This window comes from Mesorhizobium sp. LNJC405B00 (assembly GCF_000502615.1).
Classification (GTDB): domain Bacteria; phylum Pseudomonadota; class Alphaproteobacteria; order Rhizobiales; family Rhizobiaceae; genus Mesorhizobium.
This window is the reverse complement of record NZ_AYWC01000006.1, coordinates 75,333-99,464: the sequence shown is the minus strand read 5'-3', so window position 1 is coordinate 99,464 and position 24,132 is coordinate 75,333. Positions and strand designations below refer to the sequence as shown.

Genomic DNA, 24,132 nt, shown 5'->3' with positions numbered 1-24,132 from the left:
TTGGGGGGCGCATGTTTATCAGCTATTTCAAGGGAACGCCTGAGTATCACATCCTGCGCTTCAAGAACGGCAAGATCAGGGAGCAGGGGCGCGGCATCTCCTTCTGGTACGGCACGTTAGGCACCACGATAGCGATGGTGCCGGTGACGTCGCTCGATAACCCCTTCATCTTCACCGAGACGACGGCGAATTTCCAGGATCTGGCAATCCAGGGGTCGGTCAGCTACCGCATCATCGATCCGCTCAAGGCAGCCGAAGGTTTTGATTTCAGCGCCAAGCTCAGCCGTTCCGACGTTGTTGGCGACGGCCGTGAGAAGATCGCCGAACGCCTGGTGCTGGCGATACAGAGCCGCGCCCGCGCGGTGGTTTCGAGCATGACGCTGGAACAGGCGCTGGCCGAGGTGACCAAGCTCGGCGGCAATCTGGCCGAACTCCTGCGCAACGATCCGATTGCGGCAACCGCCGGCCTGTCGATTGAGGAGGTCCACATCACCTCGGTCCAGCCGACGCCGGAGATCCGCAAGGCGCTCCAGACCGAATATCGCGAGGCGCTGCAGCGCCAGGCCGATGCCGCGATCTATGGGCGCCGTGCCTGGGGCGTGGAGAAGGAGCGCGAGATCAAGCAGAGCGAACTGGCGACCGAAATCGAGCTTGCCGAACGCAACAAGCTGCTGGTCGACACCGAAGCGCGCAACAAGCTGACGCTTGCCGAGGCGCAAGCCAAGGCGCAGCAGCTGGAACTGACCGTCTATTCGTCGGCGCCCGCCCACGTGCTGACGGCGATGGCCTTCAAGGCCTGGGCGGAAAAGGGCGGTTCGGTCGGCAATCTGTCGATCACGCCTGACATGCTCACCAGCGCGCTCAGCCAGCTTTCCACGCCGAAAGCCGGGTCCTGAAAGGCAAGCACGGGTGGCAAGCGACCAGAGCGGCAGGCCGATCGACCGGGTGATCGTCGTCACCCGCAAGACCGAGCTCGAGGAGCTGACGACGCGCTTCAACACGCAGGGACAGGCGCGCTTTTACCTCCGGCAGGCAGGCATGAATTTCGACCCGGTCAAGGCAGCGCATGATGCCTATCACCAAGCGCTCGACCGGGTGATGGGTTCGCTTCCCCAAGGCCTCAAACAGTTGCGGCTCGACCGCGAACTGGTACCGCAGTTCGAATTCGGCTCCGACGCGGTGATCGCGCTCGGTCAGGACGGGCTGGTGTCCAACACCGCGAAGTACCTCCCGTACCAGCCGCTGATCGGCATCAACCCGAACCCGGCGCTTTTCGACGGCGTGTTGCTGCCGTGGAATGCCGACGATACCGAAAAGGTCCTCGGCCTGACGATCGCCGGCAAGGCGAAGCGCCAGGCGGTGGTGATGGCCGAAGCGCGCTCCAATGACGGACGCCGGCTGATCGCCTTCAACGATCTGTTCGTTGGCGCCTCGACGCATGTCTCGGCGCGCTACGAGTTGACCTATGGCGGCAGGACCGAGCGCCAGTCGTCGAGCGGCATTATCATCTCCACGGGCGCCGGCTCTACCGGCTGGCTGCGCTCGGTTATGGCGGGCGCCGCGGGACTGGCCGCGGCCTATGGTGACAACTCCGTGCCGACCGTGCCGCCGCAAGGCTATGACCGCGAAGGCGAACAGCTGTTCTTTTCGGTGCGCGAACCGTTTCCGAGCAACACGACCGGCGTGTCGCTTGTGCATGGCGTCATCACCCGCGACCGGCCGCTGGTGGTTTCTTCGCGGCAGAGCAAGGGCGGCGTCATCTTCAGCGACGGGATGGAGCTCGATTTCGTCGAGTTCAATTCCGGCACCGACGTGACCATCGCGATCGCCGACCAGAAGGCCTATCTCGTGGTGCCATAAGCGCGCCACGTGGGCAGCCAAATCACCGGCCGGACTGAATTCGGCCGCCCTCCATTCTTTGCGAGGCACCATGCCCGACTGTGAAATCAGCTTCGACATGTCACGGATCGATTTCCGGGCGACCTCCGATCTGTTGATGGCGAGTTATTGGGGCGCCGGCCGCAGCGATGACTTTCATCGCCGCGCCTTTGCCAACTCGTTCTGCACCGCGGCCTATATCGACAGGAACCAAGTCGGTTTTGGCCGGGCTATCACCGACCGTACGGTGTTTGCCTATCTCGCCGACATCATCATCTGGCCGCAGCATCGCGGCCAAGGCATTGGCACGCAACTGGTGCGGGCGCTCATCGACCACCCTGAACTCAGCACGGTCTCGCACTGGAGCCTGTCGACCAGTGACGCGCATGGCCTTTATGAGAAGCTGGGCTTCAAGGCATCGATCGACGGCCGCTACATGCGCCTCGATCGCAATCCGGAATGAGGCACAGGCGAGGGGTTGGCCGGCTGTTGTTGCAAAATAACCTCACTGGTTGGACCAGTTATGCTTTGCCACGTGCCCGGCCTTGGCGATCCTTCATGGCGTCTCTATAAGGACCGCTCCGCAAGTGTCTTGCGGGAGGTCCGAATGGCAGTATTTCACATGGTAATGCGAGGCCGCGAAGCCTAGGTCTCACCTGGCGTCCGGCGAAGGTTTGTCCTTCGCCGATGCCGGGTCGAGTGCAGACTTCTGCCGATGCCGGTCGCCACCCGACAAACCGGGGCGCGCCGCCACCTATGCCGAACCTCCGCAGCCTCGGGCGAATTGCCCAACGCGGTTTTCAATTTTCAGACCTTACCGGGACCGGGCAGATTTGCGCCCGGATGACATGATGGCTCGTTTTCGAATCGATCTGCGTGCAAGCGCCTTTCGCAGCGTTCTTGGCTTCACGCTCAGCCACTGGCGGCGCCAGCCGTGGCGGCTATCGCTGATCATGGGCAGCTTCCTGCTGTCGACCCTGGCCGACGTCTTGACGCCGCTCTATTCCGGCCGGCTGGTCGACGCCGTCGCCAGCAGTGCCTTGGCTGACGATGTCGCGTGGAATGCGGCAATGGCGGCGTTCTTCGCGCTCATCGCTTTGGCGCTGACCGGCGTGGTGCTGCGCAACCTGGCTTTCATGGGCATTGTCGAGCTGACGCTGAAGATGATGGCCGACATCGCCGCCGACGCGTTCCATCGCGTGCAGCGCTTCTCAACCGACTGGCACGCCAACAGCTTTGCCGGATCGACGGTGCGCAAGGTTACGCGCGGCATGTGGGCTCTCGACCTGCTCAATGACACCATCCTGATTGCGTTGTTACCGTCGGTCGCCATGCTGGTCGGCTCGACGTTGCTGCTCGGCTGGTTCTGGCCGCTGATGGGGCTGGTCGTGGCAGTCGGCTCGCTGCTGTTCATCACGGTGACGGCGCTGCTGTCGCTCGGCTATGTCGCGCCCGCGGCACGGCTCGCCAACAGCTGGGATACGCGGCTTGGCGGCTCGCTAGCCGATGCGGTGAGCTGCAATGCCGTGGTCAAGGGTTTCGGCGCCGAGACGCGCGAGGAAACGCGGCTTGCCAAGGTCGTCGCCAAATGGCGCGCGCGGACCAGCCGCACCTGGGTGCGCGGCACCATCAACGGCACGACGCAAGGCGCCATGCTGCTGGTGCTGCGGACGGCAGTAATCGGCCTGTCGCTGATGCTGTGGGCCTGGGGCCAGGCAAGTGCGGGCGATGTCGCCTTCGTGCTGACCTCGTTCTTCGTGCTGCAGGGCTACCTCAGGGACATCGGCACGCATATCCGCAATTTGCAGCGTTCGGTCAACGACATGGAGGAACTGGTCGATTTCCAGTCGCAACCGCTCGGCGTCGAGGACCGGCCCGGCGCCAAGCCGATCCGGATCACGCATGGCCACATCGCCTTCGATAACGTCACCTTCCACTATGGCAGCCATCGCTTGCCGCTCTACCGCGACTTTTCGGTGGAGATAGCGGCGGGCGAGCGGGTCGGACTGGTCGGCCATTCCGGCTCGGGCAAGACGACCTTCGTGAAGCTGATCCAGCGTCTCTATGATGTCAGCGGCGGCAGGATCCTGATCGATGGCCAAGACATCTCCCAGGTTGCACAGGCGTCGCTGCGCGCGCAGATTGCCATCGTCCAGCAGGAGCCCATCCTGTTCCACCGCTCGCTGGCGGAAAACATCGCCTATGCCCGTCCGGACGCCACGCAGGCCGAGATCGAGCATGCCGCCAAGCTCGCCAGCGCGCACGACTTCATCACCAGCCTGCCGAAGGGCTACGGCACGCTGGTCGGTGAACGCGGCGTGAAACTGTCGGGCGGCGAGCGCCAGCGGGTGGCGATCGCGCGCGCCTTCCTGGCGGATGTGCGCATCCTGATCCTGGACGAGGCGACATCGAGCCTCGATTCGGAATCGGAAGTGCTGATCCAGCAGGCGATGGAGCGGCTGATGGTTGGCCGCACGACGCTGGTCATCGCGCACCGTCTGTCGACGGTGCGGGCGCTGGACAGGCTGCTCGTGTTCGACCGTGGCAAGATCGTCGAGGAAGGCTCGCATGACGAGCTGATCCGGCTGAAGGGCGGCATCTACCGCCGCCTGTTCGAGCGGCAGGCGCTGGAACTGACCAAGGGCCTGGTGATCTGAGCTGAACGCAGAGCCCTATCCGAGGGATAGGGCTCTGCCTGGTTCATCCAGGCATTCGCTCGAATGGCTGAAGCGCTGGGTCGATCGTGTCCCAGACGTGGCCGCGCACGGTGTAGGTGACCGCCTGCGGGTCGAACTGGCCGGGATCGTCGAGGCTCGTGGCCTGGATCGCCGTCACCTCCGGCATGGCGACGAACGTTACGTAGACCGGCGTGCCGCAGGTCGGGCAAAAGGCCTGGGCTTTTTCATTGCCGCTGTCGGCGATCATCCGCCATGTGCTCGGCTCGCCGGTGATCGTTACGTCAGCGCGCCGGCCGAAGGTCACATAGGAACAATGGCCAGTACCGCTGCGCTTTTGGCAATCGAGGCATTGGCAGTGGTTCTGAAAGATCGGCTCGCCGCTGGCCTCATAGCGGATCGCGCCGCAGGCGCAGCCGCCGGTAAAGTGCTTGGTCATCATCGTTCTCCGCGGTGCTTCAGGCCGATTTCGGCTTGGCGAACAGGTCGATGCCTGTGCCGGTTTCGAGGAAGGATTTCATGCTGGACAGCACGGCCGGCCAACCCTGGCTGATGCCCTTGGCCATGCCGCTCCCGGCTTCGAGCTCGTCATGGCTGACGGTCAGCTTGACCATGGTGTCGTATTCCTCGATGGCGAACGTCACCTGGCTGTGCTTGGTCGGATCGTCGGCCTGCGAGGCGTTGGCCCAGCTCATGACCAGCCGGGTTGGCGGCGAGATTTCGACGACCTTGCCAACGAGTTCGACGGTCCGTTCGTCATTGGCGCGGATGTGTTCCCATTTCGAGCCGGGCTTCCAGTCGGAGACGTTTTCGTGGCCCCAGTAGCGCTTGGCGATATCGGGCCTGGTGATGGCTTCGAACACCTTTTGTGGCGTCGATCTGATGTAGGTCACGTAGACAAAACTGGTAGTTTCCCGGGTCATTGGTCGTCTCCTTCGAGTTCTTGTTTCAGGTCGTGCAGCAGGCTCAGCCGCTGCCGTTCGAATTTTCGCACCCACCGCTCGTAGACTTCGTGCAGCGGCACGGGGTTGATGAAATGCAGCTTCTCTCGGCCACGCTTGACCGTGCTGATCAGATTGGCCGCCTCCAGAAGATCGATGTGCTGGGTCGCGGATTGCCTTGCCATGTCGAGGTTTTGGCAAAGCTCGCCGAGCGTCTGGCCGTTCTTCTCACACAGAAGATCGAGCAGCCTTCTCCGGGTCGGGTCGCCCAGCGCTTTGAAAACCTTGTCGGCGTCCATCGGTCTCACTCATCTTGAAGACACAATATGCAGGTAAATACCTGCATGTCAAGCCGCAACCAATCGTAACCTGAAAGGGGAGGGTCTGTCCGATTGTACGACAAGTCGCGAACTTCAACGGCTGCTTCCGTTAGACTCTGCCCAAGAGCTCATTTCGTTTGGGGTAAAGGGCCATGGCTGGGGATTTGGGGATGGCTTTGGTGTCACGTATCGGGAGTGATCCGGAGAATTCAGCCGTAAAGAGCAGTATCGTCGACTTTGAAGCCATCGTTGGGGATACTCAAAACTTCGCCCGTGCCGTTCGGCATCGAGCTGACACGCCTTACTAGGGATTCTCACATGGACAAAGCGACGACCATCATTGGAATAGACTGCAGCCCGCGCGCGTCCAGTAACTCAGGGCGGATGCTCGGCGAGGTTCTTCGCTCGCTGGAGAGAGAGCGGCGGGTGAAGGTCGTGGAACAGGTGCGCCTGGCCGATGAGCGTATCGACTGTCTCGGGTGCGAGCAGTGTTATCAAACGTTCGGATACCACTGCGACGGGATCGATCGTGTTCTGTCACTCATGAAAGAGTCGGACGTGATTCTGATGGCTACTCCCACCTGCTTCGGAATGCCGCCGGCCCTGGGCGTCGTCTTGCTCGACAGATCCGATCCCCTGTGGCGCGACGGACAACAGCTCAAAGGAAAACTCGGAGCGGTCATCGTCAACGGCGCCAGCGATCCCGCGGACGATCCGAGTGTGCGCCAATGCGCGGACAACATGGTCAAGCTTTTCGAACAGCACGAGATGCCTTGTGTCCAGCCGGTCCATTTGGGGGGAACGCTCGCGTATCCCGAGCAACGGTTTCCGGACCCGCTCCCCGCCGGGACGGCAGGCGTTCTCGAGCAATTGGCTGACGAGATCCGGCAGTGGGTCGGGGGCAGGTGATACCGGCACATCTCTTGTCGTCGATGTCGGATGGAGTCGGATCAATGGGCGCTGCGGGCGATACGTCGAATGGTATTGATGGGCAAGACCTGCGGGCGCATGGGAATGTGGCGCGGTCGCTGCGGAGTTGTGACTAGGCTCTAACGACGAACTTGTCGGGATCGGCGCAGAAATGGGCGATGATCTGGCAGAGGTCCGGCTCGTTGACCATGCGTACGGCCTCGGCCCCATTGACCCATTTGCGGGTGCGCGCGCGCTTTTCCTTCCAGCGGTCGGCAACGTGCTCGACCTGCAGCGGAAACACCAGCACTTCGCAAGGGACTTCCTCGCCGGACGCGAGGGCCTTGGCGTAGAAGTAACGACCGGCCTCGAAAAGCGAAATCTTGCCACGCAATCCGGCTTCCTCGCCCGCCTCGCGCGCCGCTGCCTCGCAGAGCGGCTCCCTGGCCTCGGGCCAGCCCTTCGGCAGCACCCAACGCCCGGTGTCTCGGCTGGTGATCAGCATGATCTCGACGCCGTCTTCGTTATTGCGCCATGGCAAAGCGGCAACCTGCAGGCGACAAGGCGAAGTGCCGAAGAGCTTGCGGACCCTTTCAGCCAGATGGTCGTGTGTCGCCGGTGTCGTCAGCATCAGTGAAAGCTACCCCAGCCCTCAGAATCGTTAGCCGCCGTATGAATCTTACCGACAAGTGTAAGTCTTAAAAGTAAAAAACATCACACCAACCGTCCAATCCGCCAACAGGCGTCGATTCGACAGAATAATGTGCCTTCCAGTGTCTGTTTTCATAGCAGACGGGGCGGGTTTGGCCGTCTGGGCAGAAATGGGGCTGGCGCGAATCAGCCGGCGTGATCGTCGGCGATCGGCTTCTGGTAGGTGAAACCCATGTCCCAGGGAAAGTAGATCCAGGTGTCCTGGCTGACTTCGGTGATGAAGGTGTCGACCAGCGGCCGGCCTTTCGGCTTGGCGTAGACGGTGGCGAAATGCGCCTTGGGCATCATGGCGCGCACGATGCCTGCCGTCTTGCCGGTGTCGGTGAGGTCGTCGATGATCAGCACGCCCGCGCCATCATCGGCGAGCAGCGCCGGCGTGATCTCCTTCAGCACCTGCAACTGCCCCTGGCTGGTGTAGTCGTGATAGGAGGCGACGCAGACCGTCTCGATGACGCGTATGCCGAGTTCGCGCGAGATGATGGCAGCGGGAACCAGGCCGCCACGGGTGATGCAGACGATGGCCTTCCACTGACCCTTGTTGGCGCCGGCAAGCCGCCAGGCGAGCGCCCGGGCATCGCGGTGGAACTGGTCCCAGGAGACCGGAAAGGCTTTTTCGGGAAGGGACATTCTGCACTCCGCGCGCAACATTGTGGAATGCGCGCGGAATTAACTGGAAAGTCAGGGCATTGGCAAGGGCGGGGCCAGTCTGTGGAGTTACCGCGACAAAAAGGCCGCAACCGGCACGCTGCGCAACACGGTGCGCGTGACGCCGCCGAACAAAAGCTGACGCAGCCAGGAATGGCTGTAGGCGCCGAGCACCAGAAGGTCGGCTCCGGTCTCGGCGATCCGGGTCTGGATGACGTCATCGACCGAGGCGTTGCCCGATTTCTGCACCGACACGCTGACCGTTGCGCCATGCCTGGAGAGTGCCGCGGCGATCTCGGCGCCGGCGGCTTCCGGGTTGTCATCCAGCGTATCCGGCGGATCGATGACCAGAATGTCGGTCTTCTCGGCCTCGATGATGAAGGGCAGCGCGTCGAAGGCGGCACGCGCCGCCTCCTTGCTGCCGTTCCAGGCCAGCAGCACATGTTTGAATGTGGTGACCAACGGCCCCTCATGCGGCACCACCAGCACTGGCCGGCCGGCATCGTAAACCAGCGTGTCGACATCGGCGCTCGTGTCGCCCCCGGTCTCGCGCTGCGCGGCAATGATCAGGTCGGCGGCGCGCACGCTGGAAATACCCGTCAGCGCGCTGTCGCCGGAAAAGCTCTCGAGGCTGCGCCATTCGAAGGAAAGGCCGGAATTCTCGATCTGCCGAACGAAAAGCGCCTGCAATTTCTCGGCGCGCTCGCGGTTCATGTCGGCCGAGACCTGCAGGAACTCGGTGTCGGGGAAGCCGGTTGCCGAGGTGTAGGGAACGGGCAGCGCTTCGGCATGGATGCCGATGAGATGGCTCTCGAACCGGTCGGCAAGCGGGATGGCGCAGTCGAGCACGCGTTCGGCGTCCTGTTCGTTCTGCAATATGGCGACGATGGTCTTGAAGCGCATGCGAAATCCCTCAAATCTGCCGGCGCGTGCTGCGCCCGAGGGAAAACGTGGGAGTGCGGTGCTTGGTTCCGGCCCGGCGATGGGCCGCGAACCCAGGGTCAATTGGCGGCGGTGAAGCCGGCCACCATCGCCTCGACGTCCTTGCGTGCCGAATCCAGCGCCTCCTGGCTGCGGGCGCGGACCACCAGCTCCGTCCAGAACTTGCCGTCGCCATATTTCGGATACGAGCCGATGATGGTATCGGGATGCGCCTTCTGGATGTCGCCCAGGGGACCGCCGATCAGACCTTCACCGAACGGGCAATGGACGGTGGCCGACAGCATTTTTGTGCCGGCCTTCAGCGTCGGCACGACATTGTCGAGCATGGCCTGGAAAATCGCCGGCACGCCGGCCATGACATGGACGTTGCCGATGCGAAATCCGGGCGCGACGGAGACCGGATTGTCGATATGGTCGGCGCCGCGCGGCATGCGCGACATGCGCTTGCGGGCCTCGGTGTATTCGATGCCGCGCGCGGCATAGCTCTCGCCCAGCATGGCATAGGCCTTGGCGTCGTATTCGCAGGGCACCCCAAAAGCCTTGGAAATGGAATCGGCGGTGATGTCGTCATGCGTTGGGCCGATGCCACCGGTGGTAAAGACATAGGTGTAGCGGGCGCGTACGGCATTCACCGCAGCGACAATCTCGTCCTCCTCGTCGGGAACGATGCGCACTTCCTTCAGGTCGATGCCGATGGCCGTCATGATGTCGGCGAGGTGGCCGATATTTTTATCCTTGGTGCGGCCGGACAGAATCTCGTCGCCGATGACAAGCATGGCGGCAGTGACGATTTCAGGCATGGAAGGCTCCGGCAAACAGGCCCGTTGGCAGACAAGGTCGCCTGAGGCAGAAAGAAGGTCGCCTGAGATAGCGCGCCATCGAACTGGCGGCAATGCCGACACAAGCCGCCATCTGCCTTGCCGAGCGTTCGTCAGTGGGTGATGGTGCGCGCCGGTCCGCTTCCCGGGTGAAAACATGCTGGTATCGATTCTGCTTTGGCTTGTCGCCGGCCTGTCCGTGCTGGCTCTCGTCATCGTGGCCTGTCTGGTGGCCGCTACGCTCTGGATTGCCGCCAAGGCCGAAAGGCTGGTGCCGGCCAGCGGAAACTTCGTCGAGATCGACGGCAGCCGCATCCATTATGTCGAAACGGGCGAGGGACGGCCGATCCTGTTCGTGCACGGACTTGGCGCGCAGCTCCACCAGTTTCGCCACACGCTGTTTGAGCGCTTTGGCCCTGGCTACCGCCTCATTGCACTCGACCGGCCGGGATCGGGCTATTCTGTTCGCGCGCGAGGAGCCACCGGCGGTCTGCCTGAACAGGTCGAGATCATCAGGCGCTTCATCGAAACGCTCGGGCTGGAAAGGCCGCTCGTGGTCGGGCACTCGCTGGGGGGCGCCGTCGCGCTGACCCTGGCCTTGGAGCATCCCGGCGCGATTTCCGGCATCGCTTTGCTGGCGCCGCTGACGCATCTGGAAGCCGGCGCCCGCGAGAAAGCGGGCCTGCTCTATATCCGTTCGCGGCTTTGGCGCTGGATCATGGCCTACACCGTCGCGATACCGACAAGCCTCAGATATGCGCGGCAGACACTGGAGTTCATCTTCGCGCCGCAGGCCGTTCCCGCCGACTACATGATCGATGGCGGCGGATGGCTCGGGCTGAGGCCAAGCCATTTCCATGCAACCTCCACCGATTTCGTAGCGGTCGAACAGGATCTTGGCCGCATCGAAGAGCGCTATGAAGAGATCGCCATGCCGGCCGGCATTTTCTTCGGGACAGCCGATCGCGTCATCGCCATGCGCATACATGGGGAGCCGATGAAGGACAGGATCGAAGGGCTCGATTTCGAGACGGTCGAAGGCCTCGGCCACATGCCGCAATTCGTCGAGCCGGACCGCGTCATCGCCTTCATCAAGCGCATTGCCGAGCGGACATTCGCCGGCCAAGACCTCACCACAGCCTCACAACAATTTCACTGAACCATTCGGCTGATATCCGGTTTTACCCCGTGTCGCACCCAAGGCGGCGGATACGGAGTAATTCAATGTACAGGAAAGTTTTTGCAGCATCCGTGCTGACGATCGGTCTTGCCACATCGGCGATGGCCCAGTCATCGGACAGCACGTATTCCAACCATCACAGCTGGTGGCCGTTCGGGAACGAGCAGTCATCGACCGTCGACCAGAGCACCACCGGCAGCATCAATGCCGACGGCAGCCAAGGCTATGGCGGCGCTACGGGGCCGTGCGCCTCCGACCCGTCAGGACCCTATGGAAATGTGAGGCCCAACGTGAACGATCAATATTGCGGCAAGTGATCAAGCCGCGGCTTCGACTGACCGGCAGGATGTCCCGCCTGTTTGTTTTGACACGCAATTCCCAAGGGAATTGCTTAGGCGAGCATCCATGGCCGGCAGCGAAAGCTGAGGGGCAAGGATCAGTCGGAAACTTTGGTCTGCGGCCGGTCGCGGCCGTCGGCCAGTTCGTCGTGCCACTTGCCTTCGGCATCCTCATACTGGATGCCGTCCGTGGCGCCGGCGATCTGCTGTTCGGCCGAGGCGATCTCGGCGGCGCGCAGCGCATCCTGGTGGGTCGGGAATGTCTCCGAGAATGTCGAACCGACCTTGTAGGCCCAGCCCCCGTCATGCTCGACGATCTTGTAAGTCAGCTTCGCCATGAAATCCTCCGGTTCGTCCGTCCGCTCAATGCGGCCCGTTATTCAATGCCATCTGGGCTTCAATGCAACTTGGCGTCTGGCAGCCGGTCTTCGGGAACCAGCACTTCCGATTCCTTGGCCGCTTCGATCAAAGCCCTGCGTGCATCGGCCGTCGAACGATAACCTTCCAGCACTTTGAGGCAAGTGTCGAGAGCATCACGATGGCGCGGGCCGCGATTGAGCGGCCACACCGTCATCAGGCACTCTGCCGCTTCCTGGGTGCTGCGGATCTGGCGATATTTGCCGACATGGCCGAGTTCGACCACGACCGGGGTTTCAAAAGGTTTGTTATCCATGATGGCCGCAACGCAAAGCAGCCAATATGGTTGCAAAAATGGCCGTCAGCCTGCGCCCAAACGTCTCACCAACCGCAATCGTTGGTCTCAGTAACCGCAGTCGTTGCGCAGCCAGTGGGCGTTGGCCCAGCCGGTCCGTCCGCCGATTTCGACCTGGTACCAGTTGCCCCGGCGGTCGAAAATCTCGGTGTGGTCGCCATTGAACAATTGCCCGATCATGCGCGACGACGAGTTCGGCCGCGCCCGCACGGCGAGAAACCCGCTGCCGGTATCGAGATCGTAGTGCCTGGACAGGCCGTGCACCGTGCCTTCGCAATATTGCGCGCCGACCGGAGACGACGCGGCGAACGACAGCGCAACCACCGTCGGCGCAGCCTGTTCAGCCCCTCATCCAGTGCTGCATCGTGGTCACCGAGCGGGCGAGCTGTGGCGCGGGATGGATTTTCTCGCTGAAGGTGGCGGCGGCGCGCCAGCCCCAGCGCGGATCGGCGAGGAAGGCGCGGGCCAGCGCGACCATGTCGGCGCGGCCGTCGGCGACGATCGCCTCTGCCTGCGAGGGATCGTCGATCAGGCCGACAGCCCGTGTCGGGATGCCGGCGCCCTTGCGCACCGCTTCGGCCAGATGCACCTGATAGCCGGCGCCGGTCGGCAGCTTCTGCAACGGCGAATTGCCGCCGCTCGAACAGCAGATATAGGCAACATTAAGCGCCTTCAAGGCTTTGGCCACCTCGATCGCCTCGTCGACCTCGAAGCCGCCATCGACCCAGTCCTTCACCGAGAGGCGGGCGCCAAGCATCAGGTTTGGAACTGCCTTCCTCACCGATTTGGCGATCTCGATGAGGAAACGCATGCGGTTTTCCAGCGAGCCGCCCCAGCTGTCGGTGCGCTGGTTGGAAAGCGGCGACAGGAACTGGAAGATCAGATAGCCGTGCGCGGCGTGCAGTTCGAGGAAGTCGAAGCCGGCGCGCTCGGCCCGCCTTGCGGCTTGAGTGAAGCGCTCGATGAGCTGCAGGATTTCATCCTCCTCCAGCGCATGCGGCACATTCCAGCCGGTGTCATAGGCGATGGCCGAGGCCGAGACGGTCTGCCAGGGATCCTCGCCCGGCTGCAATGGGCCGCCACCTTCCCAGGGCTTTCGGTTGGAGGCCTTGCGGCCCGCATGAGCAAGCTGAATGCCGAATTTCGTTTCCGGCGCGGCCACGCGCCTCGCTGCATCCAGCGTGCGCCGGGCGGCCGCCTCGTTGTCGTCGGAATAGAGGCCGAGGCAGCCATGGGTGATGCGGCCGCGCCGTTCGACGTCGGTCATCTCGACGGTGACCATGCCGGCGCCCGACATCGCCAGGTTCATCCAGTGATAGAGATGCCAGTCGCTGGCCGAGCCGTCTTCGGCGGAATACTGGCACATCGGCGCCACCGCGATACGATTCGGAAAGGTCAGGCCATCGAGGGCGATCGGCTGGAAAAGCGCTGCGGTCATCAAAAAAACTCCGGAGAGGGACTGCAGCTATTTAGGCGATGGCAGTTGCCGGCACCAGACACGAGGCGGTGAAAGCTTCGCCGTTTCGGTTGCGCGCAAAACCGTTCGCGGTTACGCCATGGCGCCGACAGCTTGGAGCTCATCATGGAAGATCGTATCCGCATCCGCTCGGAGGAAGTCCTGTCCGACGACTGGGCGGTTCTGAAGAAGACCGTCCTCGATTACCGCCGGCGCGACGGGCAGTGGGAGACGCAGATTCGCCAGACCTACGATCGTGGCGACGGCGCGGTGATCCTGCCTTTCGATCCCGAGCGTCAGACGGTGCTTCTGGTGCGGCAGTTCCGCTACCCCGCCTACGTCACCGGCCACCGCGAACCGCTGATCGAGGCCTGCGCCGGCCTGCTCGACAAAAACGATCCCGAAACCGCCATCCTCAAGGAGGCCGAGGAAGAGCTCGGCTATCGCTTACAGAACATCGAGCGGCTGTTTTCCCCCTATATGAGCCCAGGCAGCGTCACCGAACGGCTGTGGTTCTTCGTGGCGCGCTATTCACCCGCCGACCGCATCTCGGCCGGCGGCGGCGCGGCCGACGAGGGCGAGGACATCGATGTTCTGGAAATGCCTCTTGATGAAGCGCTGGCCGGCATTTCAGACGGCCGCATCATCGACGCCAAGACGATCATCCTGATCCAGCATTTGAAACTGTACCCGATGAAGGGCTAGCTCGGCGAAGCTCGACGTGCCTCACTGCTGCGGGCAGGGTGGCACGTCCACTTCGCGGATGAAGTTGCGCAGGTTGCAAGGACACCGGAATGGCGCGTGGCGCAAAGGCATGGCTGAAGCGAAACAGCGCGCGGGCATCTCTCCTGTTGCTGAACGCCGCGCTGCTTGTCCGCTACCGCCGGTTGACCCAGCGTTTCCTTGAGCGGATGCGGCATCTGCCGAATTTTGCAGCCCCGGTGACGTTCACGGAAAAGATCCACTGGCGCAAGATTTTCGATGACGATCCTCGCTTTACCGGTCTTCTCGACAAGCTCAAGTCCAAGGAAATCGTCAGGGAGCGGCTTCCCGGGCTCGCCATCCCTGAGGTACTGTGGCAGGGCGACGATCCGCGCCAGATCCCCTTCGATGACCTGAAAATCCCCTACGCCGTCAAATGCAACCACGGTTGCGCCATGAATGTCATCGTTCGCGATCCGGCCAACGCCGACCGGGAGGCGATCATTGCCGAGATGACGGAATACCTTGGCCAAACCTATGGCGCCCGCAAGCTGGAGCGCAGCTATGCGCACATAGAGCGGCGGGTTTTCGTCGAAGCACTTGTGGGCAAGGACCAGGATTATGACCCGGTCGACTACAAATTCTGTGTGCTGGCTGGCCGCGTCACCTACATTGTCGTCGTTGCCTTCCGTTCCACGGTCAAGAATACCGCCCACCTGGATCGCGATTGGCGCCCGCTGAACATCGTCCAGGGCGCGATCGACTCGAGCCTGGAAATTCCCCGTCCCAAGAGCCTGGCGCGGATGATCGAGGCAGCCGAGGCGCTCGGCAGCGAGTTCGACATGGTGCGTGTCGATTTCTACGAGGAGGAGGGGGAGCCGATCTTCGGAGAATTCACGGTCTACCCACGCAGCGGCTTGCTGCAATTCGACCCGGCTGCCTTCGACCGCGAACTGGGCGCGCATTGGGATATTGGCGCGTCAGCTTACCTCAGTCGTTTGCCCAGCCGATTTGCCCGGCGATATAAGGCAACGCTGGTCGCCGCCGGCTATCTCGACGTTTGACGGCTACTCGGTGGCCTGCCACCCCGAAGCTCGAAGAGCGAAGGGTGGTGCGGAGAACCCATACGATTAGAGATCGAGGGAAACTGATAGCTCAGCAGGTCAATAGCCGTGATTTCGAAGTGCTGCCTCAACTGAGCCGTAGCGGTCAATTTGCCCTGCTGGGATCAATCTTCGTGAGCCGCTGCCTGGTCTCGACCACGCGCCTTTGCGCAGATCGGATTCGGCAACACAAGGCGAGATTCATAGCGACGCCGCAGTCTTCATCGAGCAAGTTTTCAGCGCGCTTCCTGCTGCGACTCGGCCGATTACCGCTAAGGTTACCGGCAAGCTCTCCCACGTCCGGACTGGGTCGAGATCATTTGAAGAACTCTTTCAGCTTGTTGAGTCGACTGTCGCCAGAGGCCTTCCGGCCTTCAGGACACGCCGCCTCGCCGATCGTATCCTGCTGGATAAAGCGAGGTTCTCAGCCACCATTTTCTCGCTGAGTACCAGCGCGAACTCGGTCTGTTTGATGCGCTGCTGAGCATCAGCGAGTTGCATCGTGAAAAGATCGGTTGCCATTGTTGATCCGGGATCCGCGAGATTCATGATTGCGTAACACATGGCGGCCGAAATCGTTCCTAGTTGTCGGGCGAAGCCGGTGCCGCAAAGGGCGGCTGAGTTTGAACTTCCCACCCGACCAGACGTCCGCGAGCGCCAAGGCATCGAGAGCCCAGTAATCGGAGGGCCACTACGAGCGGGCGCAACCCGACCACTTAGTGATCAGCCTCGCTACAGCCTTGACAGGTACAGTCGCGGCCTCATCAAGGGGAGGTATCAATGGTCTCGGCGATTGGAAACCAACATCGGCAGGCAGCTGAAACTCGACCGAAACCCGCAAAGACAGAACCGGGCGAAGGATTTGCGCCAGGCAAAAGCGCAGACAGCGTAGGACATCGCGCCAAGGCAATGGCGGCAGAAAGTGGCGACACGGATTCTGGCGCCCAGGGGCGCGCCGCATCGACAATCGCCAGGATGGATATCACCGTTTTGGCTCCACAGAGCGAAGAGCCGCCTTTGGAGTAACCCGGGCGGCCGTGCCGCTGCCTCGGTCCTTGTGCAGCACGACGCGCGCTGGCTACGCTCGGTGGACATCGTCGTCTCGAAACACTTCGGGCGTTGCACTGCCGCGAGCCGCCTTCGCTGCTGGTCGAGGGGCTGTAACCCTTGGTGAGGCCGGCATCGCCTCGCCGGTCGTTGCGAGCCCACGATCGCGCGGCCAAGCGACCTTCCCTGTGTCGGTCTCTATTTGATACTAGGGGAGGGCGGTTTCATCACGGGCAATTGCAGCTGGTCAATGGTTGCGACGATGCCGGCGGCAATGGCTTCCGCCTCATGGATCAGTTCCGGACCATAGAGCCCATTGACCATCTCTTCGCTCGGCAGCACGCCAGGAGGACAGTGCTCTTCCATTGTGCGCCGGATGAGCGTCAGCGCTGCCCGGCATTGGTCGGCTTCGATCTTCATAGCCCTTCAAACATCCAATTCGTCTAAAATGTTCCGGAACTAATTTAGCGATAGCTAATTGAAGTCGTGGTTCTGCGAGTCAGTGCATGCGTCTGAAATTCATCAAGCCTATGGAACCCGAACTGGTCGACACGCCGCCGATGGGCGATGATTGGATTCATGAGATCAAATTCGATGGCTACCGCACCCAGGTCATCAAGGATGATGACGGGATTCGGCTGATCACCAAGAACGGTTATGATTGGACGGGCCGCTACATCCAACTTGCCGGTGAGGCGGAAGCGATCGAGGCGAAAGACTTCATCATCGACGGCGAGACCATTACGATCAATGAGGCTGGCCTATCCGACTTCCATGCGCATCAATCAGCCGCGACCAGCCGCAAGCCGTCGCGCGATCTGTATCTGCTAGCATTCGACCTCTTGCATCTGAACGGGCATGACTTGCGGAACACGCCGGTGGAAGACCGTCGCGAGATCCTCCGGGCGTTGATCCCGGACGGCGGCCGAATCCAGTTCAGCGAAGCGATGCCGGGCACTGGCGACGCCGTCTTTCATCTGGTCGACCAGGCTGGGCTTGAAGGTATCGTTTCAAAGCGGAAGGGCAGCAAGTATCGGTCGGGTCCGACGACGAACTGGCGCAAGATCAAGTGCTATGCCGAAAAGGAGATGGACATCATCGGCGTGCAGCGCGAGGCCGGCAAGCCTGCCATGGTGCTGATGGCCGACAAAGGCCACTATGCCGGCGGCGCCTTCGTCACCTTCAAGGCGGACAAGCGCCAGCGCCTATGGGACCGCGTGCAAGGCAAGATTGGCGGGCCGGCGCCGAAAGGGCTCAAGAGTGACAAGGCCGAATGGCTAAAGCCGGGCCTGGTCGGCCGCGTGCGGTTCCTAAAGGGCGAGGAGAAGCTTCGCCATGCCAAGCTGCTGGATTTCCGGGAGGAGACTTAGCCCGGAGGCTTGTCCCGGGGCTGTGCCGGTCCTGTCCCGTTCCACTGGATGAACCTCGCCTTCTGGCCGGTGATGGTCTCGATCGACTTCAACAGGGGTCCATGGACCTTACGTAGAGCTTGGTAGTGCTCGCCGTGGTACGCCAGGAGCGGCCCGACGATGCTCTTGTGCAGCGCTTCGGCTGCCGCCAGGAAGCGCTCGATTTCAGCCCGGGAAAGTTGTTCCGAAGGTTTGGTTCTGGCCATTGGCGCTCTCCATTGAGGGGTCGCCGCAACGAGGACTATAATCCTACATGCCGGACTGCCTGACAAGAGGGCTCGCCGGCCTTACCCCGCAGGTAGCAGTAGGGCGACGGCGTCAAGCGCAGCCATCAGGAGCAACCACCAGCAAAGATGAGCAACGGCAGGCCCGGCGACCTCCTTTGGCACACGGGACAAACAAGAAGGTCGCCGAGCCTTACCGGCGCTGCTTTGTGAGGGAGACGACGCCGGATGAGATGAGAGTATGCGATCGTGCTAATCTCTGCGAACCATGCGAACGAAGGAAAGCCTTGTGGCACCGACGTTGAGATCAAGGTCGGGCGGGGCGCTGATCGCTGCGGCAGGATTCTTCCAAAGCGGTAGTGAGTCCAGAGCGGAACATTAGCGTCGGCTAACGGTTAATTCGGCAGTGTTCCGAACCGTGATTGGTAGAGCGATGGTGACGTTTCATCTTGTCTATTTTTCCGGCCTGACGGCAGACCAGCTGCTAGGCAGCGCCGTTTCTATCCTGGCGTGTTTGCTGCTTTATAACGCTCTGGCTTCGGACGCCTGACTGATAGGTCGGCCAGCGGCCCGGCATCCTTGGCAGCCGGCGATTGCGATCCCGATGCCAACTTCAAGACCTATCACGAGGCCAAAGACAAGCTTGCCGACGAAATCAATGGCGAGGGCCGGACAGGACGCCACACGTCCAGGCAGGGCTCTCTGAGGGCATTGGCGATGCCCGTTGCCTCAAGGTGGCGAGCTTTTTCGTTAATAGGCCTCCGCGCTGGGCAATCTGTTCCGAGAGCTTCTGTGATGCCTCTATGACGCGGCAAACCTTGGAAAAGGTTTCCGTGGCAGGACCGGGGTACGATTCTAACCAACTAGGGCTGTATAGGCCACTAGCGCCCGACGATCCGGCTAATCATGTCGTCGTCAGGTGCGCTGTCGGTGAATTCCCGTAGGAGCGCCTTCGCGTGGTCTACCCAATGCTCTTCAGCCAGGTTCAGCTCCCGAACGGATCTCCTGAAGGTCTCGCACACCACATCGAAATCGAAGGCGTCAATGCTGTAGCCTTCCTCGTCATGGTCCATCGGCAGCTCCCCCAATGGGGGAAACTGTACGGAATCGTACGAAGCAAGTGCAAGGGCATTCAAAAGCAATTGGCTGATGCCGCCCGATCGTTCCACAATGTGTTGCTAATATGCAGCACCGACTGAATCTCCGATCAGCGGCACTTGTGGTTGGTTCCAACAGCTGCACGTTGACGGCAAGATGCCAAAGCCAACGACATGCGGGCGACGAAGATGGACAAGCGACAAAACACAAGAAATGTTGAGTTGGTCGGTCTTCTGGCCGTGCCGTTGTCAGTTCTAATCACGCTGCTGATAGCTGGAATGATCCTTTGCTGAAATGTTTGAGTGGCAAAAGGCTGGGGCGGCGGGTTTTTCCCCTTTGAAAGAAGTCACGATGTCCCAATCCGTCGAACCCCCGATATTGCCAGAGGATAGCCCAGACCGTGAGGTGAACTGTGAAGTCGCATTAGAAGCCGCGTTTGCGGCCTTGGTGACTGCGTCAGAAGCGCAAGGTTGGACGCCACAGGAAACGGCTGCAACTCTTCTTAAAATCGCGACGGGGCATGCCCACCGGGTTGAGGCCGCTGCGGCCCCAGCCGGCTCCCGTTCTGCGGCCACATCCTGATCTCATAATGACCGTCAAGGCCGGACGACGGGTATTTCTCATGTCGGCCTTCATTGTAAGTTCCGGTACTTCGGAAGGCATCCTCGATGTCGACATGCTCCATAGGTATGAAGAGCTACCAGCACGCTTGTAATATTGCTTTTGATCGCTGCGATGTGGTCGACGTTCCGACCGTGGCACGTCGATGACTATGAACTCGGCGTTTTGGTCGGCATTCGATGCAAATCCAGCGACACGGATACCGTCGTTTTTCGGATGCAGTAGATCCCCAACTGCCGAGCTTACGACCGAAGGGGCTACAGGTTCGGGATTTGGCTCAAGCGCAGTTGCGCCGTCAGCCCCGTCACTGTTCTTACGGCAGCCAATACCGAACACCAAAACTCCAGCATGGCAGTTCCCGGCTTTGTATCCCGGCTCTACGGCTACCCGCGTCAGCCTTTTCTGTGGTAGCCAGTGAGTTCTTACAGAACGAATCCTAAGCATTTCAATTTGGTGCGGACGACGGGAATCGAACCCGTACGATCAGAGATCGAGGGATTTTAAGTCCCTTGCGTCTACCAATTCCGCCACGTCCGCAGGCCAGCCCTTTTCAGACGCCAGCGAAAACCCGTCAAGCCATCTTTTGCCGAGTGTCGAACTCATGAAAGGTGGTTCGTGATTTCAAAACAATTGGTTGTGGCGAAAATCTCAGTCGCCGAGAACGCTCAGAATTTGTAGCTGAGATTGATACCGACCGCGTTCAGCTTCACATCCTGATCGCGATCGTTGAAGGGTTCCGCCACGTCATAGTGCTCGGAGCCGAAATCGTAATAGCGATATTGCGCGCCGACGATGAATTTGTCGGTCAGCGCGTAGTCGACGCCGGCACCCAAGGTCCAGCCGACATTGGTGCGTGTGCCGGCGAACGACGCGCCCGAGACTTGCGAAGTTTCGATGCCGGCAAAGGCGACGCCGCCGACGCCGTAGACCAGCACGCGGTCCATGGCGAAGCCCGCTTTGGCGTCGACAGATCCGAACCACTTGATGTCCGTGCGGAATGTGCTTCCAAGGCCTGATACGGCCGTACCGTCGACGGCGGAATAATTGAGCTCCGCCTCGGCGCCGAGCACTGCCTGGTCGAACTGCCACAGGCCGGCGACATGGGCCCCGACGAAACCGCCGTCAATGTCGGGCGAGATGGAAAACGGCGCGCCTTCCGTCACTGATATGTCGGACTGGCCCCAGCCGTAGCCGGCCTGCAGGCCGGCATAGTAGCCGGTCCAGTCGAAGCCTGGTTCGGTCATCGGCACCGCCATCGGGTCGGCGGCGAATGCCGGCGCGGCCAGAGCAATCAGAAATCCGGCACTGGCAATCGTCAGACAGCGCATCGAGTTCTCCGAAAAGGCGGTTCAGAAGGCGCCTTGTCGGAAGGTAATCCTATTCGCCGCAAAACGGAACCCATTGTTCAACAATCGGAATGCACCCGTTGCTGCGCTGGGTGCTCTAGCTGGGGGCGCTATTTGGCGTCAATGAAGTCCAGCGCCGCCTGACTATATTCGTCCGGCGCCTGCAGCATGGCGAAATGACTGGCGTTGGGCAGGATGATGAGCTTGGCGCCCGGAATGACGGAGGCCATGTATTCGGTGTGTTCGCGCTTGATCGCCTCGTCATGGTCGCCGGCAACGATCGCGGTCGGCGTGGTTATCTTGCCGAGCTGTTCCTTGGTCCAGGCCGGCTCCGACTCCCACATGTGGCTGATCTGCGCCACGAAGGCATCGTACTGGTCGGGAGTCTTCGACAGTTTCTTGTAGTCGCGGCCCGAGCGGTCGATATAGGCGGCAAAGGTCTTGTTGGTCAGCACACCCGGATCGACGCCATCGGTGGTGACGTTGGCGGCCTGCGCAAAGAGCCGTGTCAGCCGCTCCGGATGATGCAGCGCGATGTCGATGCCGATAATGCCGCCGTCGCTCCAGCCGACAAGAGCGGTCTTGTCGATCTTGAGATAGTCGAGCAGCGCAAGATAGTCCGACGCCATGAGGTCATAGCCGTAAGGCTGCTCGGTGCGGGCAGAGCGGCCATGGCCGCGGCTGTCGGCGATGATAACCTTGTGCGTCTTGGACATGGTCGCCACCTGGCTTGCCCAGATGTCGCCATGGCCAAGGCCGCCATGAATCAGGAGAATCGGATCACCGGCGCCGAAAACGGCATAGTACATCTGAATGCCGTTGACCGGCGCATATCCGCTCTGATCCGGTTTGGGCATCGCCGCCGGCTCCGGCAAGGTCTGCCAACGTTCCTCGGCGGATACAAAGCCGGCCGAGATCAGGAACAGGGTGACGAAGGCGAGTGCTTTCAGGAACCGGATCATGACTTCACCTCAGGAGGTTTCGGGCTCATCACAACAAAAACCCGCCTCGCGGCGGGTCGTCGGCGCAAATCAGCACCATAGCCAGAATGGTAGCATAAGTGGCGGCACAAGCCAAACTGAATGACCGCACCGCTGATGCCTGCCCTCGGGGGTGAGCAGGTGCGGCGCATCCGCCCGGGCGAGTTCTCATCGACCGGATTTCGTCCGCAATCGCTGGTCAAAACGTTGCCGGCTTGGCACAGTCGGGCAAACAGGAGTCTTTCATGGCCAAGCAGCCGTCGGCGACGAAACCCAAGCCCTGGACCGAGATGGCGACGCATCTGGTCGACGTCGCGACGGGGCGCAAGCCTGCCGATCTCGTCATTCGCAACGGCCGCTGGGTGAACGTGCACTCCGGCGAAATCATAGCCGGCACCGACATCGCCGTTGCCGGCGGCCGCTTCGCCTATTGCGGGCCGAATGCCAGTCATGCCATCGGCCAGGGCACCAAGGTGGTCGACGCCGGCGGCCGCTATCTCGTGCCCGGCCTGTGCGACGCGCACATGCATGTCGAGAGCGGCATGGTGACCGTCACCGAGTTCTGTCGCGCCGTCATCCCGCACGGCACCACCTCGATGTTCATCGATCCGCATGAGATCGCCAACGTGCTGGGCCTGCCCGGCGTGCGGCTGATGCATGACGAGGCCGTCGCCATGCCGATCAACGTGCACGTTCAGATGCCGTCCTGCGTGCCGTCGGCGCCGGGTCTGGAGCATGCCGGGGCCGAACTGACGGTCGCCGATGTCACCGAGGCGATGACCTGGGAAAACATCATCGGGCTCGGCGAAGTGATGAATTTTCCCGGTGTCGTGGCCAACGATACGGTGATGTCGGGCGAGATCGCCGCCACGGTGCGAGCGGGCAAGACGGTCGGCGGCCACTATGCGTCGCGCGATCTCGGCCTGCCGTTCCATGGCTATGTCGCCGGCGGGCCGGAGGACGACCATGAAGGCACACGCGCCGAGGACGCAATCGCCCGTGTGCGCCAGGGTATGAAGGCAATGCTGCGGCTGGGCTCGGCCTGGTACGATGTTGCCTCGCAGATCAAGGCGGTGACCGAGAGCGGGCTCGACCCGCGCAACTTCATCCTGTGCACCGACGACAGCCATTCCGGCACGCTGGTGCATGAAGGCCATATGGACCGGGTGGTGCGCCACGCCATCCAACAGGGATTGAAGCCGGTGACGGCGATCCAGATGGCGACGCTGAATACCGCCCAGCATTTCAAGCTGGAGCGCGAGATCGGCTCGATCGCGCCGGGACGGCTGGCCGATCTGCTGATCGTCTCCGATCTCGCCGCCATGACCATCGACGAGGTCTATGGCCGCGGCGTCAGGCTGGCCAAGGGCGGCAAGCTCGAGATCGACATTCCGGCCTATGATTACCCCAAATCGGCGAAGAACACCGTCAAGCTCGGCAAGAAGCTGAAGCCAGGCGACTTCGACATTGCGGCGCCCAAGGGCGCCAACGAGGTGCGGGTGCGGGTCATCGGCGTGATCGAAAACCAGGCGCCGACGCGGGCGCTGGAGGCCGACCTGCCGGTCGAGGACGGGCTGGTCGCCATGGACCGCCGCAACGACATCTGCCAGATCGCGCTGGTCGAGCGCCACCGCGGCACCGGCGGCGTCACCAATGCCTTCGTCTCAGGCTTCGGCTATATGGGCGACTGCGCCATGGCGTCGAGCGTCGCACATGATGCCCACCACATCATCTGCGTCGGCACCAACAAGGAAGACATGGCCCTGGCCGTCAACCGGCTGGGCGAGGTCGGCGGGGGCGTGGTGCTGTTTTCGAAGGGCAAGGAGCTTGCGCTGGTCGAAATGCCGATCGCCGGGCTGATGTCGGACGAGCGGGCGGAAATCGTGGCGGCCAAGGCGGAGAAACTGACCGAGGCGATGCGCAAGATGGGCTGCTCGCTCAACAACGCCTACATGCAGCACTCGCTGCTGGCGCTGGTCGTCATCCCGGAACTCAGGATTTCCGATGTCGGCCTGATCGACGTGACGACGTTCCAGAAGGTAGGTTTGTTTATCTGAGATCAGCCCCGGTGCTTGGC

At 61.8% G+C, this 24,132-nt stretch carries 28 protein-coding genes and 1 tRNA gene; 11 read left to right on the top strand and 18 right to left on the bottom strand.

Going from position 1 to position 24,132, the window contains the following annotated elements; all coding sequences use genetic code 11:
* The first annotated feature begins 11 nt into the window (after positions 1-11).
* From X756_RS151950 to X756_RS151965, 4 genes are all read left to right on the top strand, one after another.
* Positions 12-896, top strand: a complete 885-nt coding sequence (locus tag X756_RS151950; protein WP_023729837.1) for an SPFH domain-containing protein — start codon at positions 12-14, stop codon at positions 894-896.
* A 13-nt stretch (positions 897-909) separates the two neighbouring features.
* Positions 910-1,860 carry a sugar kinase gene (locus tag X756_RS151955; RefSeq protein ID WP_023729836.1) on the top strand — a complete coding sequence of 317 codons (951 nt, stop codon included), beginning with the start codon at positions 910-912 and terminating at the stop codon, positions 1,858-1,860.
* A 70-nt stretch (positions 1,861-1,930) separates the two neighbouring features.
* Complete coding sequence (locus X756_RS151960) at positions 1,931-2,341, top strand: GNAT family N-acetyltransferase (RefSeq protein ID WP_023729835.1); 411 nt, start codon at positions 1,931-1,933, stop codon at positions 2,339-2,341.
* A 388-nt stretch (positions 2,342-2,729) separates the two neighbouring features.
* Entirely contained in the window at positions 2,730-4,535 is a 1,806-nt protein-coding gene (locus X756_RS151965; protein ID WP_023729834.1) for an ABC transporter ATP-binding protein, read from the top strand.
* A gap of 43 nt (positions 4,536-4,578) precedes the next feature.
* Here the strand turns inward: X756_RS151965 and X756_RS151970 are convergent, their stop codons facing one another.
* The 3 genes from X756_RS151970 to X756_RS151980 are packed head-to-tail and all read right to left on the bottom strand — an operon-like array spanning position 4,579 to position 5,793.
* Positions 4,579-4,992 carry a GFA family protein gene (locus tag X756_RS151970; RefSeq protein ID WP_023729833.1) on the bottom strand — a complete coding sequence of 138 codons (414 nt, stop codon included), beginning with the start codon at positions 4,990-4,992 and terminating at the stop codon, positions 4,579-4,581.
* 19 nt (positions 4,993-5,011) lie between these two features.
* A complete protein-coding gene (locus tag X756_RS151975) occupies positions 5,012-5,476 on the bottom strand; it encodes an SRPBCC family protein (protein ID WP_023688339.1) in 465 nt (154 codons plus the stop codon).
* Positions 5,473-5,793: a helix-turn-helix domain-containing protein gene (locus X756_RS151980; protein ID WP_023688340.1), complete on the bottom strand. Its 321-nt coding sequence runs from the start codon at positions 5,791-5,793 to the stop codon at positions 5,473-5,475. The genes X756_RS151975 and X756_RS151980 overlap by 4 nt, the downstream gene beginning before the upstream one ends.
* A gap of 339 nt (positions 5,794-6,132) precedes the next feature.
* Between X756_RS151980 and X756_RS151985 the strand changes: the two genes are divergently transcribed.
* The gene (locus X756_RS151985) at positions 6,133-6,723 is read left to right on the top strand and encodes a flavodoxin family protein (RefSeq protein WP_023805291.1); all 591 of its coding nucleotides are present in this window, start codon (positions 6,133-6,135) and stop codon (positions 6,721-6,723) included.
* A 133-nt stretch (positions 6,724-6,856) separates the two neighbouring features.
* Here the strand turns inward: X756_RS151985 and X756_RS151990 are convergent, their stop codons facing one another.
* The 4 genes from X756_RS151990 to X756_RS152005 form a co-directional block, all read right to left on the bottom strand.
* Positions 6,857-7,354 carry an NUDIX hydrolase gene (locus X756_RS151990; RefSeq protein WP_023667541.1) on the bottom strand — a complete coding sequence of 166 codons (498 nt, stop codon included), beginning with the start codon at positions 7,352-7,354 and terminating at the stop codon, positions 6,857-6,859.
* Between the two features lie 206 nt (positions 7,355-7,560).
* Positions 7,561-8,061, bottom strand: a complete 501-nt coding sequence (gpt, locus tag X756_RS151995; protein ID WP_023667540.1) for a xanthine phosphoribosyltransferase — start codon at positions 8,059-8,061, stop codon at positions 7,561-7,563.
* Between the two features lie 87 nt (positions 8,062-8,148).
* The gene (locus X756_RS152000) at positions 8,149-8,982 is read right to left on the bottom strand and encodes a universal stress protein (protein WP_023729831.1); all 834 of its coding nucleotides are present in this window, start codon (positions 8,980-8,982) and stop codon (positions 8,149-8,151) included.
* A gap of 98 nt (positions 8,983-9,080) precedes the next feature.
* A complete protein-coding gene (locus X756_RS152005; RefSeq protein WP_023667538.1) occupies positions 9,081-9,821 on the bottom strand; it encodes a competence/damage-inducible protein A in 741 nt (246 codons plus the stop codon).
* 175 nt (positions 9,822-9,996) lie between these two features.
* Here X756_RS152005 and X756_RS15885 point away from each other — a divergent pair, with 175 nt between their 5' ends.
* The gene (locus tag X756_RS15885) at positions 9,997-10,998 is read left to right on the top strand and encodes an alpha/beta hydrolase (RefSeq protein ID WP_050589254.1); all 1,002 of its coding nucleotides are present in this window, start codon (positions 9,997-9,999) and stop codon (positions 10,996-10,998) included.
* Positions 10,999-11,063: 65 nt separating this feature from the next.
* Entirely contained in the window at positions 11,064-11,336 is a 273-nt protein-coding gene (locus tag X756_RS152010) for a hypothetical protein (protein ID WP_023688343.1), read from the top strand.
* Positions 11,337-11,455: 119 nt separating this feature from the next.
* Here the strand turns inward: X756_RS152010 and X756_RS152015 are convergent, their stop codons facing one another.
* From X756_RS152015 to X756_RS152030, 4 genes are all read right to left on the bottom strand, one after another.
* Positions 11,456-11,695, bottom strand: coding sequence for a DUF2188 domain-containing protein (locus tag X756_RS152015; RefSeq protein ID WP_023729829.1), 240 nt, complete (start codon positions 11,693-11,695; stop codon positions 11,456-11,458).
* A 59-nt stretch (positions 11,696-11,754) separates the two neighbouring features.
* On the bottom strand, positions 11,755-12,033 hold the full coding sequence (locus X756_RS152020) for a DUF982 domain-containing protein (RefSeq protein WP_032891817.1): 279 nt from the start codon (positions 12,031-12,033) through the stop codon (positions 11,755-11,757).
* 84 nt (positions 12,034-12,117) lie between these two features.
* The gene (locus X756_RS152025; RefSeq protein ID WP_023688344.1) at positions 12,118-12,393 is read right to left on the bottom strand and encodes an SH3 domain-containing protein; all 276 of its coding nucleotides are present in this window, start codon (positions 12,391-12,393) and stop codon (positions 12,118-12,120) included.
* A 16-nt stretch (positions 12,394-12,409) separates the two neighbouring features.
* Positions 12,410-13,507, bottom strand: coding sequence for an NADH:flavin oxidoreductase/NADH oxidase (locus tag X756_RS152030; RefSeq protein ID WP_023729828.1), 1,098 nt, complete (start codon positions 13,505-13,507; stop codon positions 12,410-12,412).
* A 144-nt stretch (positions 13,508-13,651) separates the two neighbouring features.
* Between X756_RS152030 and X756_RS152035 the strand changes: the two genes are divergently transcribed.
* Complete coding sequence (locus X756_RS152035) at positions 13,652-14,230, top strand: NUDIX domain-containing protein (RefSeq protein ID WP_023729827.1); 579 nt, start codon at positions 13,652-13,654, stop codon at positions 14,228-14,230.
* A gap of 89 nt (positions 14,231-14,319) precedes the next feature.
* A complete protein-coding gene (locus X756_RS152040; RefSeq protein ID WP_023729826.1) occupies positions 14,320-15,291 on the top strand; it encodes an ATP-grasp fold amidoligase family protein in 972 nt (323 codons plus the stop codon).
* Between the two features lie 372 nt (positions 15,292-15,663).
* Here X756_RS152040 and X756_RS152045 read toward each other — a convergent pair whose 3' ends face one another.
* The gene (locus X756_RS152045) at positions 15,664-15,852 is read right to left on the bottom strand and encodes a hypothetical protein (protein WP_023688348.1); all 189 of its coding nucleotides are present in this window, start codon (positions 15,850-15,852) and stop codon (positions 15,664-15,666) included.
* A gap of 723 nt (positions 15,853-16,575) precedes the next feature.
* Positions 16,576-16,797: a hypothetical protein gene (locus X756_RS152050; RefSeq protein ID WP_023681532.1), complete on the bottom strand. Its 222-nt coding sequence runs from the start codon at positions 16,795-16,797 to the stop codon at positions 16,576-16,578.
* An 86-nt stretch (positions 16,798-16,883) separates the two neighbouring features.
* Here X756_RS152050 and X756_RS152055 point away from each other — a divergent pair, with 86 nt between their 5' ends.
* Positions 16,884-17,747 carry an ATP-dependent DNA ligase gene (locus X756_RS152055; RefSeq protein ID WP_023667527.1) on the top strand — a complete coding sequence of 288 codons (864 nt, stop codon included), beginning with the start codon at positions 16,884-16,886 and terminating at the stop codon, positions 17,745-17,747.
* On the opposite strand, the gene X756_RS152060 is transcribed toward X756_RS152055, so the two are convergent.
* From X756_RS152060 to X756_RS152080, 5 genes are all read right to left on the bottom strand, one after another.
* Positions 17,744-17,992: a hypothetical protein gene (locus X756_RS152060; RefSeq protein ID WP_023729824.1), complete on the bottom strand. Its 249-nt coding sequence runs from the start codon at positions 17,990-17,992 to the stop codon at positions 17,744-17,746. The two genes, X756_RS152055 and X756_RS152060, sit on opposite strands and share 4 nt — an antisense overlap.
* A gap of 899 nt (positions 17,993-18,891) precedes the next feature.
* The gene (locus X756_RS152065) at positions 18,892-19,083 is read right to left on the bottom strand and encodes a hypothetical protein (protein ID WP_023667524.1); all 192 of its coding nucleotides are present in this window, start codon (positions 19,081-19,083) and stop codon (positions 18,892-18,894) included.
* A gap of 1,097 nt (positions 19,084-20,180) precedes the next feature.
* Positions 20,181-20,266, bottom strand: a tRNA-Leu gene (locus X756_RS152070).
* Positions 20,267-20,394: 128 nt separating this feature from the next.
* The gene (locus X756_RS152075) at positions 20,395-21,057 is read right to left on the bottom strand and encodes an outer membrane protein (RefSeq protein ID WP_023729822.1); all 663 of its coding nucleotides are present in this window, start codon (positions 21,055-21,057) and stop codon (positions 20,395-20,397) included.
* Positions 21,058-21,185: 128 nt separating this feature from the next.
* Positions 21,186-22,037, bottom strand: a complete 852-nt coding sequence (locus X756_RS152080) for an alpha/beta hydrolase (RefSeq protein WP_023729821.1) — start codon at positions 22,035-22,037, stop codon at positions 21,186-21,188.
* Positions 22,038-22,300: 263 nt separating this feature from the next.
* Between X756_RS152080 and ade the strand changes: the two genes are divergently transcribed.
* On the top strand, positions 22,301-24,112 hold the full coding sequence (gene ade / locus X756_RS152085) for an adenine deaminase (protein WP_023729820.1): 1,812 nt from the start codon (positions 22,301-22,303) through the stop codon (positions 24,110-24,112).
* Positions 24,113-24,132: the final 20 nt, after the last annotated feature.

Coding starts and splice junctions, on each gene's coding strand:
- X756_RS152075 (WP_023729822.1), bottom strand. CDS start 21,057: ATGCGCTGTCTGACGATTGCCAGTGCCGGATTTCTGATTGCTCTGGCC.
- X756_RS151960 (WP_023729835.1), top strand. CDS start 1,931: ATGCCCGACTGTGAAATCAGCTTCGACATGTCACGGATCGATTTCCGG.
- X756_RS152080 (WP_023729821.1), bottom strand. CDS start 22,037: ATGATCCGGTTCCTGAAAGCACTCGCCTTCGTCACCCTGTTCCTGATC.
- X756_RS152015 (WP_023729829.1), bottom strand. CDS start 11,695: ATGGCGAAGCTGACTTACAAGATCGTCGAGCATGACGGGGGCTGGGCC.
- X756_RS151975 (WP_023688339.1), bottom strand. CDS start 5,476: ATGACCCGGGAAACTACCAGTTTTGTCTACGTGACCTACATCAGATCG.
- ade (WP_023729820.1), top strand. CDS start 22,301: ATGGCCAAGCAGCCGTCGGCGACGAAACCCAAGCCCTGGACCGAGATG.
- X756_RS151965 (WP_023729834.1), top strand. CDS start 2,730: ATGGCTCGTTTTCGAATCGATCTGCGTGCAAGCGCCTTTCGCAGCGTT.
- X756_RS152050 (WP_023681532.1), bottom strand. CDS start 16,797: ATGAAGATCGAAGCCGACCAATGCCGGGCAGCGCTGACGCTCATCCGG.
- X756_RS151970 (WP_023729833.1), bottom strand. CDS start 4,992: ATGACCAAGCACTTTACCGGCGGCTGCGCCTGCGGCGCGATCCGCTAT.
- X756_RS152005 (WP_023667538.1), bottom strand. CDS start 9,821: ATGCCTGAAATCGTCACTGCCGCCATGCTTGTCATCGGCGACGAGATT.
- X756_RS152010 (WP_023688343.1), top strand. CDS start 11,064: ATGTACAGGAAAGTTTTTGCAGCATCCGTGCTGACGATCGGTCTTGCC.
- X756_RS152030 (WP_023729828.1), bottom strand. CDS start 13,507: ATGACCGCAGCGCTTTTCCAGCCGATCGCCCTCGATGGCCTGACCTTT.
- gpt (WP_023667540.1), bottom strand. CDS start 8,061: ATGTCCCTTCCCGAAAAAGCCTTTCCGGTCTCCTGGGACCAGTTCCAC.
- X756_RS152045 (WP_023688348.1), bottom strand. CDS start 15,852: ATGGCAACCGATCTTTTCACGATGCAACTCGCTGATGCTCAGCAGCGC.
- X756_RS151950 (WP_023729837.1), top strand. CDS start 12: ATGTTTATCAGCTATTTCAAGGGAACGCCTGAGTATCACATCCTGCGC.
- X756_RS152060 (WP_023729824.1), bottom strand. CDS start 17,992: ATGGCCAGAACCAAACCTTCGGAACAACTTTCCCGGGCTGAAATCGAG.
- X756_RS151980 (WP_023688340.1), bottom strand. CDS start 5,793: ATGGACGCCGACAAGGTTTTCAAAGCGCTGGGCGACCCGACCCGGAGA.
- X756_RS152065 (WP_023667524.1), bottom strand. CDS start 19,083: ATGGACCATGACGAGGAAGGCTACAGCATTGACGCCTTCGATTTCGAT.
- X756_RS152040 (WP_023729826.1), top strand. CDS start 14,320: ATGGCGCGTGGCGCAAAGGCATGGCTGAAGCGAAACAGCGCGCGGGCA.
- X756_RS151990 (WP_023667541.1), bottom strand. CDS start 7,354: ATGCTGACGACACCGGCGACACACGACCATCTGGCTGAAAGGGTCCGC.
- X756_RS152035 (WP_023729827.1), top strand. CDS start 13,652: ATGGAAGATCGTATCCGCATCCGCTCGGAGGAAGTCCTGTCCGACGAC.
- X756_RS151985 (WP_023805291.1), top strand. CDS start 6,133: ATGGACAAAGCGACGACCATCATTGGAATAGACTGCAGCCCGCGCGCG.
- X756_RS15885 (WP_050589254.1), top strand. CDS start 9,997: ATGCTGGTATCGATTCTGCTTTGGCTTGTCGCCGGCCTGTCCGTGCTG.
- X756_RS152055 (WP_023667527.1), top strand. CDS start 16,884: ATGCGTCTGAAATTCATCAAGCCTATGGAACCCGAACTGGTCGACACG.
- X756_RS152000 (WP_023729831.1), bottom strand. CDS start 8,982: ATGCGCTTCAAGACCATCGTCGCCATATTGCAGAACGAACAGGACGCC.